Consider the following 15,842-nt stretch of genomic DNA (forward strand, 5'->3'; position numbering starts at 1 on the left):
GGTTCTGGTGGTAGCGACAGCCCTGGTGCTGGTCGCACCCGCTGGATTACCTGGTGTGGCTGACATTGATCAGTGCCTGGCCATTTCCGTTGCTGGCGCTGGTGCGCAAGCGTGCGGCCTTCAGCCTGTTCTGGCGCACTCAATGGCGGTTGGGCCTGAGCGTGGGATTGTGCGTGTTGTTGAGCTACGCTTTGGTGCTTTGGGCCATGCAGTTGGACTCGATTGCCGAGGCGGTGGCGTTGCGGGAAGTCAGCGTGATCCTGGTGGTGCTGTTCGGCATGTGTTACTTGAAAGAACCTTTTGGCCGGCCACGGCTCATAGCTTGTGGGTTGGTGCTGATCGGCATGTTCGTGATGAAACTCTAACCGTCGGATAAATCCAAAAAAGGAATGAGTGATGACAGTCGCTTTCTGGTGTGTGTTGATCGCAATTTTTCTGCCCTATCTATGCACGGGTGTCGCCAAGTTCAGCACGGGCAAGTTCGGAGCTCGGCACAACCACGACCCGCGTGCTTTCCTCGATACCGTTGAGGGCGTCGCCAAGCGCGCCAACAATGCGCAACTCAACAGCTTTGAAGTGACCCCGGCGTTTGCCGCGGCGGTGGTCATTGCGCACATGGCCGGCAACGCCGAACTGGTGACGATCAATGTGCTGGCGGTGCTGTTTATCACCAGCCGCCTGCTGTACATCATTTGCTACCTGGCCGATTGGGCGATTTTGCGTTCGCTGGTGTGGGCCGTGGGAATGGCGTTGATTGCGAGTTTCTTCTTTGTCTCGATCTAACGCCTGATGCAAATCCTTTGTGGGAGAGGGGCAAGGCGAATCGTCGCACCGCCCCTCCCACATTTCATTATCAGCGTCTGTCAGGTGCCGGCGGGGGCATCGGGTACTTGCGGCAGCGCCGCGCCTTTGGGCCACAGCATCCAGATTTGCCCTTGTTGTTTCATATTTCCTGCCAGCTCTCCCGCCGCATCACCTGTGCCCCAGAACAAGTCTGCCCGTACTTCGCCGGTGATTGCGCCGCCGGTGTCCTGGGCCGCGACAGGTCTGGTGATCGATGAACCATCGGGTTTGGTGGTCGACAACCACAATAGGCTACCCAGCGGGATGACCTTGCGGTCCACCGCCACGCTGTAGCCGGCGGTCAATGGCACGTTCAGCGAACCGCGTGGGCCTTCGTTACTGTCGGGGCGTGCGCTGAAGAATACGTAGCTGGGGTTGCTCGCCAGCAGTTCGGGAATGCGCTGCGGATGTGCCTTGGCCCAGGCGCTGATGGCGCCCATGGTCACCTCTTCTTTTTTCAGCTCGCCTTGCTCTACCAGCCAACGGCCGATTGGGCGGTACGGGTAGCCGTTCTGGTCGCCGTAACCTACGCGCAGTTGGCGCCCTCCCGCCAGTTGGATACGCCCTGAGCCCTGGATTTGCAGGAATTGCAGGTCCATTGGGTCGGTCAGCCAGGCGATCGGCTTGGCAGTGGAGCCCTGGCTGTTGACGGTGCTGGCGTCGTCATAAGGCTTGAGTACCCGACCTTCCAGGCGTCCACGCAGGCGCTTGCCTTTAAGCTCCGGGTAGATGCTTTCGAGGTTGACGATAATCAAGTCATCCGGCACGCCGTAGACCGGCACATGGGCGGTAGCGGTTTTGGTCAGGCTGCCGGGGTAGACCGGCTCGTAATAACCGGTGATCAAACCATTGGGTGTGTTGTTGGCCGAACGCAAGCCGAAGACATCGAGGTGTTCCTTGAGAAAGCCGCGAACCGCCACGGCATCGCCCGGTACGCTGGCCGCTGCCGCGCAGGTGGTGCCCCATATCGGGTCGGCTTTGAGGCGCTGGCAGGCGCTGCGCCAGGATTCAAAACCGGCCAGCAAATCGCTGTCGGAGACCACCGGCAAGGCTTCCCAGGGTGCACTCACATAGGTGGCGACCGCATGGGGTTTGGCTTCTTCTTTGGCGACCTCTTTGCCGGAATCTTTACCTGCATCGCAGCCGGCCAGCAGTGCGATCATTGGCAGAGCCCACGCGAGTCGGCGGCTCCAGGGTTTCGCGGTGATATTCATGTAAGCATTTCCTGAAGCGATTACCCATGCTTCATTGCATTCGGGCAACCCTTATTATTAATAGGGCTATTGGTCTTTGCGGGCGGGGCGAGGATACTGGCCGCCGTTTCCCGTGACCTGAAGCCATCATGATTCTAAAAAAACTGACCGTTGTACTGCTGGCCTGCCTGGCCTTGTCCGCCTGTGGCGGTGTTGACCCCAATTCCCCACTGGGCCAACGCAAGGCGATCTTCAAGCAGATGCTCAAGACCGGCGAAGACCTGGGCGGGATGTTGCGCGGGCGTATCCCGTTCGACGGTGCCAGGTTTGCAGAAGGCGCGGTCAAGCTGGATGCGTTGTCCCATGAGCCGTGGAAGCACTTCCCAAGCGTGCGCGAAGAAGATCACACGAGCGCCAGGGACGACGTGTGGCAGAAACAGGCGCAGTTCCAGCAACTGGCCCGCGACCTTGAGGCGGCCACCGGTGAATTGGTGATCGCCAGCCAAGTGCAACCCTACAAGGCCAGTAACCTTCAGCCGGCGGTGCAAAAAGTCGAAGACGCCTGTAGCGCCTGCCATAAACAGTTCCGCGATCACTGATCGTTTTTACTGGTCGAGTTCTTCCACCGCGTCCTGTAGTTCTTTGCGCGACTCGGCCAGTTTGTCCTTACGCTTGTTGATCTTGTCCGGATCGCCTTTTTTCATGGCCTTGTCGAGGTCGGCCTGACGGCGGGAGACTTCGTGCTTGGCGTCGAGCACTTTGTTTTCACGTTCTTTTTTCAAGGTGGCGTCGGTGCAGTTGGCGGTGACTTCGCTCAGGGCTTTTTCCAGGCCGGCCTGTTGGGCGCTGTTACCGTGGGCCTTGGCTTGTTCGATCTGGCTGCTGATGGCCTGGCGCTTGGCGGCGCAGCCGGTGAGCGGTTGCGCTTCTTCGGCGGCCAGCAGTGGCATGGTTGTGAAACTTGCGAGGGTCAGCAAGGCAAAGGGGGCGAGAAATTTCATCTATAAAGCTCCAAGGTCGCAATCAGGTGGCCGGGTGGCGTTCAAAACCCATCTATCCCGGCCTCGCGTAATGTTTCAGCCAAGGCTTGCACCTGCGGGTCGCGAAAAAACGCGCTCAGTTGCGCTGCACGACCCGGGCCGATGCCGTCTGAGGCCAGCCAGGCTTGGGTGTCTTTGGCGGCCAGCGTCTGCCAGTCGCCCTCCAGGTTGTTGCGCGCCGCTGGCGGTACGCCCAAGGCCTTGAGCCATTGTGAAAAAGGGCGTTGCCGGGCGTTGTTAAAACTGTCGAGCACTCGCTCACGAGTGCGATCACCGAAGCCCTCAATGGTAGCAAGCTGCGCCGCATCCAGGGTTAACCAATCGAGAAAGCCTGCGATTAGACCGGCCTGGATCAATATGTTCCAGGTTTCACGGCCCATATGTGGCAAGGCCAGGCCCTGTTTGCCGCTCAGCCAGGTGAGGCGGGCGAGTAATTGATCTTCGCAGCCGGGCTCCATTTGCCAGCAACTCAGGGCGTGAAAATCGCGAGGGTTGGGTAGCTGCATGTCCACACGGGTTTCGTTGCGCAGGATCACCTCGTCCAGTCGGGGAATGACCTGGCCCGCCAGGCTGATCGACACATGGTCGCCGGGGCGGATATCCAGGGCTTGCCAGCGTTTCAGGGAGCCGGCGCTGACCCGGCTGATCTGCCGATCATCCAGCCACACGGGTTCCAGTTCGAGGATGGGGGTGATGCGCCCGGTGCGACCGATCCTGAATTGCACCTTGCGCACCAGTGCCAGGGCTTTGATGGTTGGGTACTTCCAGGCGACCATCCAATAAGGCGCACTGGCTTGCCAGCGCTCGGCGGGTGCCCGTGCAGCCTGGTGCAGCACCACGCCATCGCTGGCGAAGGGCAGCGGTGCGTTGTACCAATGCGTGCGCCAATGAGTGGCTTCGCTGATGTGCGCAATGGGGTGGCTATAACGCTGTGTATCGCTGAAGCCCCAGCGCGTCAGGGTGGCCAGGCGCTCGGTGAAGTCCGCCGGACCGTCAGGCCAGGCCCAGACGAACAAGCCGATGCCTGCCGCCTCAGCGTCGCTCAATTGTCGCCGGTTCATCAGGCCGGCCACTTTGCTGCGCGCATTGAGCCCACCGTTTATCGCTTGCACATGGTGATCAAGGCGCCAGTAAAGTTCGCCTTGCAGCACCACATCAATCGCGTCTGGCAGCTGTTGGACGATACCGGGGATCCTGGCGGCCGAGGCCGACCAATCGTGGCCCAGCACGCCATCGCCTCGGCTGATGAGTTGCTGCAAGCGGCCCTCGCGATAGACGAGCGTCACCGCCACCCCATCGACCTTGGGTTGGATCCATACGTCCTGGCGGGTGCTGAGCCACTTCTTGACTGCCGGTTCGTCCGGCAGCTTTTCCAGGCCGGTGTGCGCGACTGGGTGCCGTAACGTGCCGCGTGAACTGGCCAGCGGGTTGTCCGCTTTCGGCGTGGCTTGGCGTGTGCATTCACGCCATTGCGCCAGGCGCTGGCGGGCCTGGTCGTAGAGTTCGTCACTGATGGGGGATTGGCCCTGGCGGTGGTAACTGTCGTCCCACTGGCTGATCTGCCTGGCCAAGCTGTCGAGTTGCAGGTGAGCGTGATCGGGGCACGTTTCTGCCCACGTCCAGCTGGATAAAACACTGAGAAAAAAAGCCATGAACTTATGCATCATGAGCATCCTTGCTCGAAAAGGGAGCCCAGCCTAAGTCATCCAGGCGCCCACAAAAAAGCCCCGATTGCTCGGGGCTTTTTACCGGGTGTTTCTGTATACAGCGCGAACGCTTACAGGCCGGCAGCGATACGCAGGTCGTTGGCTCGGTCGGTTTTTTCCCAGGTGAAGGTGCTGAAGGTGTCATCGCCAACAGTCTTCTGCGCAGGGGTACGGCCGAAGTGGCCGTAGGCTGCGGTTTCCTGATACATCGGGTGCAGCAGGTCGAGCATGGTGGTGATTGCGTAGGGGCGCAGGTCGAAGATTTCACGCACCAGCTTGACGATTTTCTCGTCGCTGATCTTGCCGGTGCCGAAGGTGTTCAGCGAGATCGACGTAGGCTGCGCCACGCCAATAGCGTAGGAAACCTGAATTTCGCAGCGCTCGGCCAGGCCGGCAGCCACGATGTTCTTGGCCACATAACGACCGGCATAAGCGGCCGAACGGTCAACCTTGGACGGGTCTTTACCCGAGAACGCGCCACCGCCGTGACGGGCCATGCCGCCGTAGCTGTCGACGATGATCTTGCGACCGGTCAGGCCGCAGTCGCCCACGGGGCCGCCGATGATGAACTGTCCGGTCGGGTTGATGTGGAACTGGGTGTCCTTGGTCAGCAACTCGGCAGGCAGCACGTGCTTGACGATCAGCTCCATCACGCCTTCGCGCAGGTCGGCGTAGGACACGTCCGGGTTGTGCTGGGTCGACAGCACAACGGCGTCGATACCCACGACTTTGCCGCCTTCGTAACGGCAGGTCACCTGGGACTTGGCGTCCGGGCGCAGCCAAGGCAATACCCCGGATTTACGTGCTTCGGCCTGGCGTTGCACCAACTGGTGCGAGAAGGTGATCGGCGCCGGCATCAGCACGTCGGTTTCATTGCTGGCGTAGCCGAACATCAGGCCCTGGTCGCCGGCGCCCTGGTCTTCAGGCTTGGCACGGTCTACACCCTGGTTGATGTCAGGCGATTGCTTGCCGATGATGTTCATCACGCCGCAGGTCGCGCCGTCGAAGCCGACGTCGGAGCTGTTGTAGCCAATGTCGGTGATCACGTCACGAACGATCTGCTCCAGGTCGACCCAGGCTGTAGTGGTGACTTCGCCGGCGATGATCGCCACGCCCGTTTTCACCAGCGTCTCGCACGCCACACGGGCGAACTTGTCTTCAGCGATGATAGCGTCCAGCACCGCGTCAGAAATCTGGTCGGCGATTTTGTCCGGATGCCCTTCAGACACGGACTCGGAGGTGAAAAGGGAGTATTCGCTCATCTCGATGTTTTCCTGATATTTACCGATGGTGAGTGTCGCCAGCCGGTCGCTGAAAATGGCGGACCTGAATCTGGAAACCATTACGTAAACCTACATAGAGGCTTTCCCCGGGAACGAGTCCCGCAGCGGTGGCCCAACGGGCCAGATCGTCCTGTTCAAAACCCAGCCAGAGATCACCGCAGGCCTCCTTGGCCCAATTCTGGTTGTGGCTGCATAAATCCGTAACCAGCAGGCTACCGCCGGGGTGCAGTAACCCGGCCATTTGCTTGAGGGCGTCGGCGGGGGCGGCGAAATGGTGCAAGACCATGTTCAGCACCACGCAATCGGCCCGCAGGCTGGTGTCATTCAAGGCGTCAGCCAACTGCAGGCGCACATTGCCCAGGGCTTCGCGTTCACAGAGTTGGCGCGCCAGTTCAAGCATTGCCGGGCTGTTGTCCAGCGCCGTCACCTGCCCGAAACGCCGTGCCAGGTCCGGCAGAAAGCCGCCATCGCCAGGGCCGACTTCCACGGCCGTTGCCTCAGTACTGAAGCTCAGCTTGTCCAACAGCGCCAGTACGCTTTCGCGGTACTGGGGCAAGCCGGCGATCAGGTCCTGCTGGGCGCGAAACTTGTCGGCAACCCGGGAGAAAAAGTCCTGGCTGGCGGCGGCGCGTTGCCCGTGGACCTGGCCGATGCGCGACTGTACGTCGCTCGGCAGGCCCAGGTTATCCACTTCCTCAAGCAAGGCGGCGTGCAGTTTGCCGCCCAGCTGTTCGGTATGGGGCAGGGCGCGGCGGTAAAAAATCGCATTACCTTCGCGGCGCGTGGCGACCAGGTCGGCCTGGGCCAGCACCTTCAAGTGGTGGCTCATGCCGGATTGGCCGATGGCGAAGATCTGCGCCAGTTCCAGCACCCCGAACGAATCGTTGGCCAGTGCGCGCAATACGTTCAGGCGCAACGGATCACCTGCAGCCTTGCAAAGGGCTGCCAGTTCATCGCCGTCGTCAGGACGCAGGGAGGGCACGGGTAGGTTCATAAGGCCAGCAGTCTAGTGACGGGTGTAAATCCCTGCAAGGTCAATATCAAAAAGTTTTGATATTGATCGATAAGTGGCGGTTATAAGCCGCCGCTATAACCTTTAGACGAACCAGTTAAAGGTTTCTGCAACCTATTGCCGTCCAAACCACAGGAAAAACACCCTCAAGTGACTATCTGTCATTGCCCGCAGGCGGTGGCTGAGGGAAAATGCCGGTCCTTTTTTCCGTTTCTTTATAAGTAAACTCCAGGAGATCAGCGATGCCCAGCCGTCGTGAGCGTGCCAACGCCATTCGTGCCCTCAGCATGGATGCCGTGCAAAAAGCCAACAGCGGCCATCCCGGTGCCCCGATGGGCATGGCGGATATCGCCGAGGTACTTTGGCGTGACTACCTGAAACACAACCCGAGCAACCCGTCGTTCGCCGACCGTGACCGCTTCGTGCTGTCCAACGGCCACGGCTCGATGCTGATCTATTCGCTGCTGCACCTGACCGGCTACGACGTCACCATCGACGACCTCAAGAGCTTCCGTCAGCTGCACAGCCGCACCCCCGGTCACCCGGAATTCGGCTACACCCCAGGCGTGGAGACCACTACCGGTCCCCTGGGTCAGGGCCTGGCCAACGCTGTCGGCTTCGCGCTGGCTGAAAAAGTTCTGGGCGCGCAATTCAACCGCCCTGGCCACGACATCGTCGACCACCACACCTATGTGTTCCTGGGTGATGGCTGCATGATGGAAGGCATCTCCCACGAAGTCGCCTCCCTGGCCGGCACCCTTGGCCTGGGCAAGCTGATTGCCTTCTACGATGACAACGGCATTTCCATCGACGGCGAAGTCGAAGGCTGGTTCACCGATGACACCCCCAAGCGTTTCGAAGCCTACAACTGGCAGGTGATCCGCAACGTCGACGGCCACGATCCGGAAGAAATCAAGATCGCCATCGACACCGCTCGCAAGAGCGCGCAGCCAACCCTGATCTGCTGCAAGACCACCATCGGTTTCGGCTCGCCGAACAAGCAAGGTAAAGAAGACTGCCACGGCGCCCCACTGGGTGACGCGGAAATCGCCCTGACCCGTGAAGCGCTGAAGTGGAATCACGGCCCGTTTGAAATCCCGGCCGACATCTATGCCGAATGGGACGCCAAGGAAAAAGGCCTGGCCACCGAAGCCGAGTGGGACCAGCGTTTCGCGGCCTACTCCGCCGAATTCCCGGAGCTTGCCAACGAACTGGTTCGTCGCCTGGCCGGTGACCTGCCTGCCGACTTCTCGGCAAAAGCCTCGGCCTACATCGCCGAAGTCGCGGCCAAGGGCGAGACCATCGCCAGCCGTAAAGCCAGCCAGAACACCCTGAACGCCTTTGGCCCGCTGCTGCCTGAGATCCTCGGCGGTTCGGCTGACCTGGCCGGTTCCAACCTGACTCTGTGGAAAGGCTGCAAAGGTGTCTCGGCCGAAGACGCCAGCGGCAACTACATGTACTACGGCGTGCGCGAGTTCGGCATGAGCGCCATCATGAACGGCGTGTCCTTGCACGGCGGCCTGGTGCCTTACGGCGCGACGTTCCTGATGTTCATGGAGTACGCACGTAACGCCGTGCGCATGGCTGCGCTGATGAAGAAGCGTGTGATCCATGTGTACACCCACGACTCCATCGGCCTGGGTGAAGACGGCCCGACGCACCAGCCGGTCGAGCAACTGACCAGCCTGCGTACCACGCCGAACCTGGACTGCTGGCGCCCAGCCGACGCGGTCGAATCCGCCGTGGCCTGGAAGCACGCCATCGAGCGCAAGGACGGCCCTTCGGCGCTGATCTTCTCGCGTCAGAACCTGCAACACCAGGTGCGTACCGACGCGCAGATCGCCGACATCAGCCGTGGTGGTTATGTGCTCAAGGACTGCATCGGCGAGCCGGAGCTGATCCTGATCTCCACCGGTTCCGAAGTGGGCCTGACCGTTCAGGCCTACGACAAGCTGACCGCGCAGGGCCGCAACGTTCGCGTTGTATCCATGCCGTGCACCAGCGTGTTCGAAGCCCAGGACGCCGGCTACAAGCAATCGGTATTGCCGTTGCAGGTCAGCGCACGTATCGCCATCGAAGCGGCTCACGCTGACTACTGGTACAAGTACGTGGGCCTGGAAGGCCGCGTGATCGGCATGACCACCTATGGTGAGTCGGCGCCGGCGCCGGCGTTGTTCGAAGAGTTCGGTTTCACCCTGGAAAACATCCTGGGTCAGGCTGAAGAGTTGCTGGAAGACTAAGTCAGTCTGCGTTGTCTGCACTGGCGCTATCGCGGGCAAGCCCGCTCCCACATTTGGATCGCGGTCTAATGTGGGAGTGGGCTTGCCCGCGATGGCGTCAGAACATTCAACACCGCACTAACCTTGATCGAGAACCCCATGCCCCAACCGCGTCCCTACAAAGTTGCACTCAACGGCTACGGCCGCATTGGTCGTTGCGTCTTGCGTGCTCTGTTCGAGCGAGGGGCGGCAGCCGGGTTTGAAATTGTTGCAATCAACGATCTGGCCGACATGGCCAGCATCGAATACCTGACACGCTTTGACTCCACCCACGGCCGCTTTCCCGGCGAAGTGCGAGTCGACGGCGATTGTCTGCATATCAATGGCAACTGCGTACAAGTGTTGCGCAGTGCCACCCCCGAAGGCATCGACTGGAAAGCACTGGGCGTCGACCTGGTGCTGGAATGCTCCGGTGTCTATAACACCCGTGCCGATGGCCAGCGTTTTCTCGACGCCGGTGCGCCGCGTGTGCTGTTTTCACAGCCGATGGCCAGCGAGGCGGATGTCGACGCCACCATTGTCTATGGCATCAACCAGGATTGCCTGACCGGTGATGAGCTGCTGGTGTCCAACGCTTCGTGTACCACCAACTGCAGCGTGCCATTGTTGCGCCTGCTGGATCAGGCGATCGGCCTGGATTATGTGTCGATCACCACGATTCACTCGGCGATGAACGACCAGCCGGTGATCGACGCCTATCACCACGAAGACCTGCGCCGCACGCGTTCGGCGTTCCAGTCAGTGATTCCGGTGTCCACAGGCTTAGCTCGCGGCATCGAGCGGCTGTTGCCGGAACTTGCCGGGCGAATCCAGGCCAAAGCCGTACGGGTGCCGACGGTGAATGTGTCTTGCCTGGATATCACCATGCAAACCGTCAGCGACACTGATGCGACGGAGGTCAACCGGATACTGCGTGACGCCGCCACCAGCGGCCCGCTCAAAGGCTTGCTGGCCTACACCGAGCTGCCCCACGCCAGTTGCGATTTCAACCATGACCCGCATTCGGCGATTGTCGATGCCAGCCAGACCCGCGTTTCCGGCCCCAGGCTGGTGAATATCCTGGCCTGGTTCGACAACGAATGGGGTTTTGCCAACCGAATGCTGGATGTTGCGGAACATTATCTGCACATCGCCTCTAAACAACCTCAACAGTAATTCAGGAACTGCGACCCATGACCGTGTTGAAGATGACCGACCTCGATCTGCAAGGTAAACGCGTACTGATCCGCGAAGACCTCAACGTCCCAGTCAAGGACGGTGTTGTCACCAGCGATGCGCGAATCCTGGCCTCGCTGCCGACCATCAAGCTGGCCCTGGAAAAAGGCGCGGCCGTGATGGTCTGCTCCCACCTGGGTCGCCCGACCGAAGGTGAGTTCTCTGCCGAAAACAGCCTCAAGCCTGTCGCCGAGTACCTGAGCAATGCCCTGGGCCGTGACGTTCCGTTGGTCGCGGATTACCTGGGCGGCGTAGATGTGAAGGCCGGCGACATCGTGCTGTTCGAAAACGTGCGCTTCAACAAGGGCGAGAAAAAGAACAGCGACGAACTGGCCCAGCAATATGCTGCCTTGTGCGATGTGTTCGTGATGGACGCTTTCGGCACTGCTCACCGCGCTGAAGGTTCGACCCACGGTGTGGCCAAGTTCGCCAAGGTTGCCGCTGCCGGCCCACTGCTGGCTGCTGAGCTGGATGCGTTGGGCAAGGCCCTGGGCGCTCCGGCCCAGCCAATGGCGGCCATCGTTGCCGGCTCCAAGGTCTCCACCAAGCTGGATGTACTCAATAGCCTCAGCCAGATCTGCAACCAGTTGATCGTCGGCGGCGGCATCGCCAACACCTTCCTGGCCGCAGCCGGCCACCCGGTGGGCAAGTCCCTGTACGAACCGGACCTGCTGGATACCGCGCGCGCCATCGCCGCCAAAGTCAGCGTGCCATTGCCGGTGGACGTGGTCGTTGCCAAAGAGTTCGCTGAAAGCGCCGAAGCCACCGTCAAGCTCATCGCTGACGTGGCCGCTGACGACATGATCCTGGACATCGGCCCGCAAACTGCGGCCAACTTCGCCGAACTGCTCAAGGCATCCCAGACTATCCTGTGGAATGGCCCGGTAGGCGTGTTCGAGTTCGACCAGTTCGGCAACGGCACCAAAGTGCTGGCCAAAGCTATTGCTGAAAGCTCGGCCTTCTCCATCGCCGGCGGCGGTGACACCTTGGCGGCCATCGATAAATATGGCGTTGCTGATCAGATCTCCTACATTTCTACCGGTGGCGGCGCCTTCCTCGAATTCGTCGAGGGCAAGGTTTTGCCAGCCGTGGAAGTGCTGGAAACCCGAGCCAAGGGCTAAGGCTCGCGTGATCAGGAAAAGGAGTGTTCCCATGATCAAGTCGTTGGCACTGGTGATCGCAGCGGGCTTGTTGGCCGGCTGCAGCGGCACACCCAGCGCGGCGCCGGAGGCGGACAACGCCAAGGCTCCGTTGAACAAAAGCTGTTACCAGGCTGACTGGCAAGCCGAGACCATGCCGGTGATCAACAAGCGCATCGGCAACGAACGGCTGGAGAAATACGACTCCGCGCCCAACGGTCAGGAACAGGGTTGCCCTTGACGGGTCTGATCCACTAACCAACAGCAACGGCGGCCCCAGGTCGCCCTGCGAGGATTGGCAATGAAAGGCGTTTTCGCCCTGGCAGCCCTGGCCCTGTTGGCCGGTTGCAGCAGCATGAACATGTTCAGCAAGGCCGCAGAGCCTGCCGACAAGTGGACCACCTGGACCTGCGATAGCAAGGCCGAGCTCAACTGGCGCTTCGCCAACCAGGCCCGTTCCGAAGTGGATGTACGCCTCGGCGGCTCGGACCAGGTTTACCGTCTCAAGCAAGAGGTAGCCGCCTCGGGCGTGCTGTACAGCGACGGCCAGCTGGCGTTTCACACCAAAGGTGAGGAAGGCCTGGTGTACTGGGTTGCCACCGATGATTTGATTGGGCGCGGCTGCAAAGCCAACTGAACCCAACAGCAATAACGATTCAGCAGCTCAAGCTTAACCCCTTGATCTGCAATAACTTGAATAGCAGCCGCCGCTACGGCAGGCTTGCACGATTAACGACCCTCGACCGGGAGAGACAACACAATGGCACTTATCAGCATGCGTCAAATGCTGGACCACGCAGCCGAGTTCGGCTACGGCGTCCCAGCCTTTAACGTCAACAACCTTGAGCAGATGCGCGCCATCATGGAAGCCGCTGACAAGACCGACTCCCCTGTGATCGTCCAGGCTTCGGCCGGTGCGCGCAAATACGCCGGTGCCCCGTTCCTGCGTCACCTGATCCTTGCGGCCATCGAAGAATTCCCACATATCCCGGTGTGCATGCACCAGGACCACGGCACCAGCCCTGACGTGTGCCAGCGCTCCATCCAGCTGGGCTTCAGCTCGGTGATGATGGATGGCTCCCTCGGCGAAGACGGCAAGACCCCAACCGACTACGAGTACAACGTACGCGTCACCCAACAAACTGTGGCCATGGCTCATGCCTGCGGCGTGTCGGTCGAAGGCGAGCTGGGCTGCCTGGGTTCGCTTGAAACCGGCATGGCCGGCGAAGAAGACGGCATCGGCGCCGAAGGCGTGCTGGATCACAGCCAGATGCTGACCGACCCGGAAGAAGCGGCCGACTTCGTCAAGAAGACCCAGGTCGACGCCTTGGCCATCGCCATCGGCACCAGCCACGGCGCCTACAAGTTCACCAAGCCACCTACCGGCGACGTGCTGGCTATCGACCGCATCAAGGAAATCCACAAGCGTATCCCCAACACCCACCTGGTGATGCACGGCTCTTCCTCGGTCCCGCAAGAGTGGCTGGCGATCATCAACCAGTACGGCGGCGACATCAAAGAAACCTACGGCGTACCGGTTGAAGAAATCGTCGAAGGCATCAAGTACGGCGTGCGCAAGGTCAACATCGACACCGACCTGCGCCTGGCCTCTACTGGCGCAATGCGTCGCCTGATGGCCACCAACCCGAGCGAGTTCGACCCGCGTAAGTTCTTCGGTGCCACCGTGACCGCAATGCGCGACGTGTGTATTGCTCGCTACGAAGCGTTTGGTACTGCGGGTAATGCTTCGAAGATCAAGCCGATCTCGTTGGAAGCGATGTACCAGCGGTATTTGAAGGGTGAGTTGAACGCTAAGGTCAATTAAGTCCGGGCGTTTATAAAAAACCCGCAGCAATGCGGGTTTTTTATTTATATTTATTGTCTTAATAATTCAACATGACCTTAAAAGGTTAACTGTATCCAGCAGCTATGCCGATAACTTCTAATTTGAGTTTGGGGAGTTAAGAGATCGTCACGGGACTGGTGAGGCTCCAGTCCGAATAGGTGCTATTGTCCTTGGTCTCTCTTACTTGTACGTTAATGGTTTGTTTGCTGTAGTTTTTCAGAATCGCTTCTTGGGTGATAAAGGAGTACGTGCCGTTTGAGCCAACAAGCCCGCTTCCTAGAAGCGCTCCCGTGCCGGCTTGATGCAAGTAAACCCGATAACCAGGCGTGCCCCTCCCTGAAACTGCAATTTGAGCGGCTCCGCCTTTGGCGCTATCAATATAGGCAGCCATGATAAATATCCTTCTTAAGTGGTCGTCGGGAATCGACGACGTGATGAAACTCTAGTGATGCATCAGGTATGTGGCTACCTCTTAGAAATCACAGTTCCGACGAATGGCTGTAGGTAAAGACGGCGCATTTAGCTGGATACTCACTAAGTGCGCACTTATGTGTGTATGTCTGAGCGGGACTGGATTTGTAACAACTCCCCCCCCACAACCTTGGGTTTGGTTAAGGCCATGATTTTCACCATTCTGTGGAAATATTTAAAGTAGGCTGGACATGTGTCTTCGGCCAATCTCGATTGTTTATTTGGTGCTCTGAGAGAATAATCATTTAGCTATTGAAATTGCTGTGCTTATTCCTAATGTTTATTTAAAACTGTCAATGTTGACAGTATTTTTCGTTAATGAATTTGCGCATGCTGCAGAGGATTACTCCAATAAGGGAATACAGGCTATGTCACAGGTGCATTTATTAAAAACGCTTCAATGCTTTACTGCTATTGGGGGATTAGCGCTGATGGGTAATGCCTATGCAGCCCCGCTGTCTTGTCCAGACGTCTCAAGTATTAAGGCAGTGAGTATTCACTTCTCAGGCGGGGTGCAGGAGTGGAGTGGTGAGCAGCTTGTCGAGGATAGCTCGATGGTTGAGGGGTTCAGCTTTTCAGGCGCGGCGATCAAGCAGGGAACAGACAGCGAGACGAAGTTGCCTTATAACTATGTGACCTGCGATTACGTGGGAAAAGGCAAGAGCGACTATTTAAGGCTGTCCAAGCGTTTTACCTTGCCTCCAGTGGCTAAAGGCAGTGCTTGGAACGAGCACAAGGAATGTAAAAATAATACTGTCACAGACTGTACTTTTGAGCTAATGAACTCAAAGGGCCCTGCGAAATTGACATTGCCTCCTCAGTAGAAAGGCGAAGCCATCAGGTGCTGGGGCTGACCTGACGGCACAAATCTAATTAAGTCCACTTTATGAAAAACCCGCAGGAGTGCGGGTTTTTTGCTGGAGTTGATTAGACGGCGCTGGGTGTATCGAACCCTTGCTGTTCAATCACCCGGAACACGTCGCTCACGTCCTGAACCAAAATGCGTGCGGTATTGGCGATGTTGTTCAGGTCACGTTCTGTGAAATCCGGCAGGCTGGAACAGGCCATCAGGTTGAGGTGTTCAAGGGCCGTTGAGGCGTTCGCGCAGGCAGGCGTGGAGGTCGAGCAGTGGGGCGTCGCTGTCGATCAGGAGCACGGGGTAGTCTGTGGCGGTTTCGGTGCAGGGGGTGAAGCGGCGGGGTGGTAGTTGTTGGGTCATGACAAATATTCCTCGTATCTGAAAAGGACTACCGCCATTCGCTGCGAAACGAATTGGGTGGTAGCTGTGTGCGGGTTCGCAGACCGAGGATACGAGGAACCCGGCAGACCCGGAGGTCTCCCACACACAGCCACCATAAAACAGACGACGGGCGCCGAAGCGCTCATCGTTGTATTCATGATGCTTGGTTAGACACGTATCGTTAGGGCTGCGAAACCCTATCGCTGTTCAGCCAGCGACGGGGCGAACTATAAGCGGCGAATTGACTGGCCGCAACGGTCCTGTAGGACGGACACTAAGCCCTCAGGCCACACAGGCCAAATGTGGGAGGGGGCTTGCCCCCGATTGCGGTGGGTCAGTCACAGCTATTTGAGCTGACACACCGCTATCGGGAGCAAGCTCCCTCCCACAGGGAATTTAATCGTCTGGATTTATCGGGGAATGATCCTTGGGCTTGTCGGACGTTGCCTACTCGAAATAGGCTAATCCATTCACTCGTGATCAATATCCAACTTCGCAAACGTCACCCGCGCGCCTTCCTTGCTGTCCCCACTGTTGTCCTGCACATACACCCCCGCCTTGAAGTACAACGGCTT

16 protein-coding genes and 2 pseudogenes are annotated in these 15,842 nt (G+C 59.1%); 10 read left to right on the forward strand and 8 right to left on the reverse strand.

The genetic code is table 11. The annotated features are described in order from the left end of the window. Nucleotides 1-29: 29 nt before the first annotated feature. Together TK42_RS11665 and TK42_RS11670 are read left to right on the forward strand one after the other, a co-directional pair. Nucleotides 30-365 (forward strand): annotated as a pseudogene (locus TK42_RS11665) (EamA family transporter); the annotation flags it as partial. Nucleotides 366-396: 31 nt separating this feature from the next. Beyond that, a complete protein-coding gene (locus TK42_RS11670; protein ID WP_032878985.1) occupies nt 397-783 on the forward strand; it encodes an MAPEG family protein in 387 nt (128 codons plus the stop codon). Between the two features lie 80 nt (nt 784-863). On the opposite strand, the gene TK42_RS11675 is transcribed toward TK42_RS11670, so the two are convergent. Then, nucleotides 864-2,057, reverse strand: coding sequence for a murein transglycosylase A (locus tag TK42_RS11675; RefSeq protein WP_103734250.1), 1,194 nt, complete (start codon nt 2,055-2,057; stop codon nt 864-866). A 128-nt stretch (nt 2,058-2,185) separates the two neighbouring features. Here TK42_RS11675 and TK42_RS11680 point away from each other — a divergent pair, with 128 nt between their 5' ends. After that, nucleotides 2,186-2,635, forward strand: coding sequence for a cytochrome c (locus TK42_RS11680; protein WP_032878990.1), 450 nt, complete (start codon nt 2,186-2,188; stop codon nt 2,633-2,635). A 6-nt stretch (nt 2,636-2,641) separates the two neighbouring features. Here the strand turns inward: TK42_RS11680 and TK42_RS11685 are convergent, their stop codons facing one another. The 4 genes from TK42_RS11685 to TK42_RS11700 form a co-directional block, all read right to left on the reverse strand. Then, on the reverse strand, nt 2,642-3,037 hold the full coding sequence (locus TK42_RS11685) for a DUF1090 domain-containing protein (RefSeq protein ID WP_103734251.1): 396 nt from the start codon (nt 3,035-3,037) through the stop codon (nt 2,642-2,644). Nucleotides 3,038-3,078: 41 nt separating this feature from the next. Then, a complete protein-coding gene (gene ligB / locus TK42_RS11690) occupies nt 3,079-4,743 on the reverse strand; it encodes an NAD-dependent DNA ligase LigB (RefSeq protein ID WP_177464450.1) in 1,665 nt (554 codons plus the stop codon). Between the two features lie 110 nt (nt 4,744-4,853). Continuing rightward, entirely contained in the window at nt 4,854-6,044 is a 1,191-nt protein-coding gene (metK, locus tag TK42_RS11695) for a methionine adenosyltransferase (protein ID WP_032878996.1), read from the reverse strand. A 19-nt stretch (nt 6,045-6,063) separates the two neighbouring features. Then, on the reverse strand, nt 6,064-7,059 hold the full coding sequence (locus tag TK42_RS11700; protein ID WP_032878998.1) for a metalloregulator ArsR/SmtB family transcription factor: 996 nt from the start codon (nt 7,057-7,059) through the stop codon (nt 6,064-6,066). Between the two features lie 260 nt (nt 7,060-7,319). On the opposite strand from TK42_RS11700, the gene tkt reads away from it, so the two are divergent. The 6 genes from tkt (at nt 7,320) to fba (ending at nt 13,535) form a co-directional block, all read left to right on the forward strand. Continuing rightward, nucleotides 7,320-9,317, forward strand: a complete 1,998-nt coding sequence (tkt, locus tag TK42_RS11705) for a transketolase (protein ID WP_005792201.1) — start codon at nt 7,320-7,322, stop codon at nt 9,315-9,317. Between the two features lie 138 nt (nt 9,318-9,455). Further along, entirely contained in the window at nt 9,456-10,511 is a 1,056-nt protein-coding gene (epd, locus tag TK42_RS11710) for an erythrose-4-phosphate dehydrogenase (RefSeq protein ID WP_103734253.1), read from the forward strand. Nucleotides 10,512-10,528: 17 nt separating this feature from the next. Continuing rightward, the gene (locus TK42_RS11715) at nt 10,529-11,692 is read left to right on the forward strand and encodes a phosphoglycerate kinase (RefSeq protein ID WP_103734254.1); all 1,164 of its coding nucleotides are present in this window, start codon (nt 10,529-10,531) and stop codon (nt 11,690-11,692) included. Between the two features lie 31 nt (nt 11,693-11,723). Beyond that, nucleotides 11,724-11,951 (forward strand): hypothetical protein, encoded by a 228-nt coding sequence (locus TK42_RS11720; RefSeq protein ID WP_005792197.1) that lies wholly within the window; start codon nt 11,724-11,726, stop codon nt 11,949-11,951. 60 nt (nt 11,952-12,011) lie between these two features. After that, on the forward strand, nt 12,012-12,347 hold the full coding sequence (locus TK42_RS11725) for an MliC family protein (RefSeq protein ID WP_005792196.1): 336 nt from the start codon (nt 12,012-12,014) through the stop codon (nt 12,345-12,347). A gap of 123 nt (nt 12,348-12,470) precedes the next feature. Further along, nucleotides 12,471-13,535 (forward strand): class II fructose-bisphosphate aldolase, encoded by a 1,065-nt coding sequence (gene fba / locus TK42_RS11730; protein WP_003177554.1) that lies wholly within the window; start codon nt 12,471-12,473, stop codon nt 13,533-13,535. Between the two features lie 136 nt (nt 13,536-13,671). On the opposite strand, the gene TK42_RS11735 is transcribed toward fba, so the two are convergent. Then, complete coding sequence (locus TK42_RS11735) at nt 13,672-13,947, reverse strand: hypothetical protein (RefSeq protein ID WP_103734255.1); 276 nt, start codon at nt 13,945-13,947, stop codon at nt 13,672-13,674. A 343-nt stretch (nt 13,948-14,290) separates the two neighbouring features. Here TK42_RS11735 and TK42_RS11740 point away from each other — a divergent pair, with 343 nt between their 5' ends. Next, nucleotides 14,291-14,851 carry a DUF3757 domain-containing protein gene (locus TK42_RS11740; RefSeq protein WP_236648051.1) on the forward strand — a complete coding sequence of 187 codons (561 nt, stop codon included), beginning with the start codon at nt 14,291-14,293 and terminating at the stop codon, nt 14,849-14,851. Nucleotides 14,852-14,954: 103 nt separating this feature from the next. On the opposite strand, the pseudogene TK42_RS11745 reads toward TK42_RS11740, so the two are convergent. Together TK42_RS11745 and TK42_RS11750 are read right to left on the reverse strand one after the other, a co-directional pair. After that, nucleotides 14,955-15,246: pseudogene (locus TK42_RS11745) on the reverse strand (fructose-bisphosphate aldolase). Nucleotides 15,247-15,737: 491 nt separating this feature from the next. Then, nucleotides 15,738-15,842 (reverse strand): polysaccharide lyase family 7 protein (locus tag TK42_RS11750; protein ID WP_146097871.1); only part of this gene is annotated, 105 nt, incomplete at its 5' end.

Origin of the sequence: Pseudomonas sp. GZJR-8 (assembly GCF_002916705.1) — a bacterium.
In the GTDB taxonomy this organism is placed as follows: Bacteria; Pseudomonadota; Gammaproteobacteria; order Pseudomonadales; family Pseudomonadaceae; genus Aquipseudomonas; species Aquipseudomonas synxantha_A.

Excerpts from the sequence above, each read along its gene's own strand:
- TK42_RS11735 (WP_103734255.1), bottom strand. The coding sequence starts at position 13,947 with ATGGCTGCCTATATTGATAGCGCCAAAGGCGGAGCCGCTCAAATTGCA.
- TK42_RS11725 (WP_005792196.1), top strand. The coding sequence starts at position 12,012 with ATGAAAGGCGTTTTCGCCCTGGCAGCCCTGGCCCTGTTGGCCGGTTGC.
- ligB (WP_177464450.1), bottom strand. The coding sequence starts at position 4,743 with ATGATGCATAAGTTCATGGCTTTTTTTCTCAGTGTTTTATCCAGCTGG.
- TK42_RS11715 (WP_103734254.1), top strand. The coding sequence starts at position 10,529 with ATGACCGTGTTGAAGATGACCGACCTCGATCTGCAAGGTAAACGCGTA.
- TK42_RS11670 (WP_032878985.1), top strand. The coding sequence starts at position 397 with ATGACAGTCGCTTTCTGGTGTGTGTTGATCGCAATTTTTCTGCCCTAT.
- TK42_RS11675 (WP_103734250.1), bottom strand. The coding sequence starts at position 2,057 with ATGAATATCACCGCGAAACCCTGGAGCCGCCGACTCGCGTGGGCTCTG.
- TK42_RS11720 (WP_005792197.1), top strand. The coding sequence starts at position 11,724 with ATGATCAAGTCGTTGGCACTGGTGATCGCAGCGGGCTTGTTGGCCGGC.
- tkt (WP_005792201.1), top strand. The coding sequence starts at position 7,320 with ATGCCCAGCCGTCGTGAGCGTGCCAACGCCATTCGTGCCCTCAGCATG.
- TK42_RS11685 (WP_103734251.1), bottom strand. The coding sequence starts at position 3,037 with ATGAAATTTCTCGCCCCCTTTGCCTTGCTGACCCTCGCAAGTTTCACA.
- TK42_RS11680 (WP_032878990.1), top strand. The coding sequence starts at position 2,186 with ATGATTCTAAAAAAACTGACCGTTGTACTGCTGGCCTGCCTGGCCTTG.
- TK42_RS11700 (WP_032878998.1), bottom strand. The coding sequence starts at position 7,059 with ATGAACCTACCCGTGCCCTCCCTGCGTCCTGACGACGGCGATGAACTG.
- epd (WP_103734253.1), top strand. The coding sequence starts at position 9,456 with ATGCCCCAACCGCGTCCCTACAAAGTTGCACTCAACGGCTACGGCCGC.
- fba (WP_003177554.1), top strand. The coding sequence starts at position 12,471 with ATGGCACTTATCAGCATGCGTCAAATGCTGGACCACGCAGCCGAGTTC.
- metK (WP_032878996.1), bottom strand. The coding sequence starts at position 6,044 with ATGAGCGAATACTCCCTTTTCACCTCCGAGTCCGTGTCTGAAGGGCAT.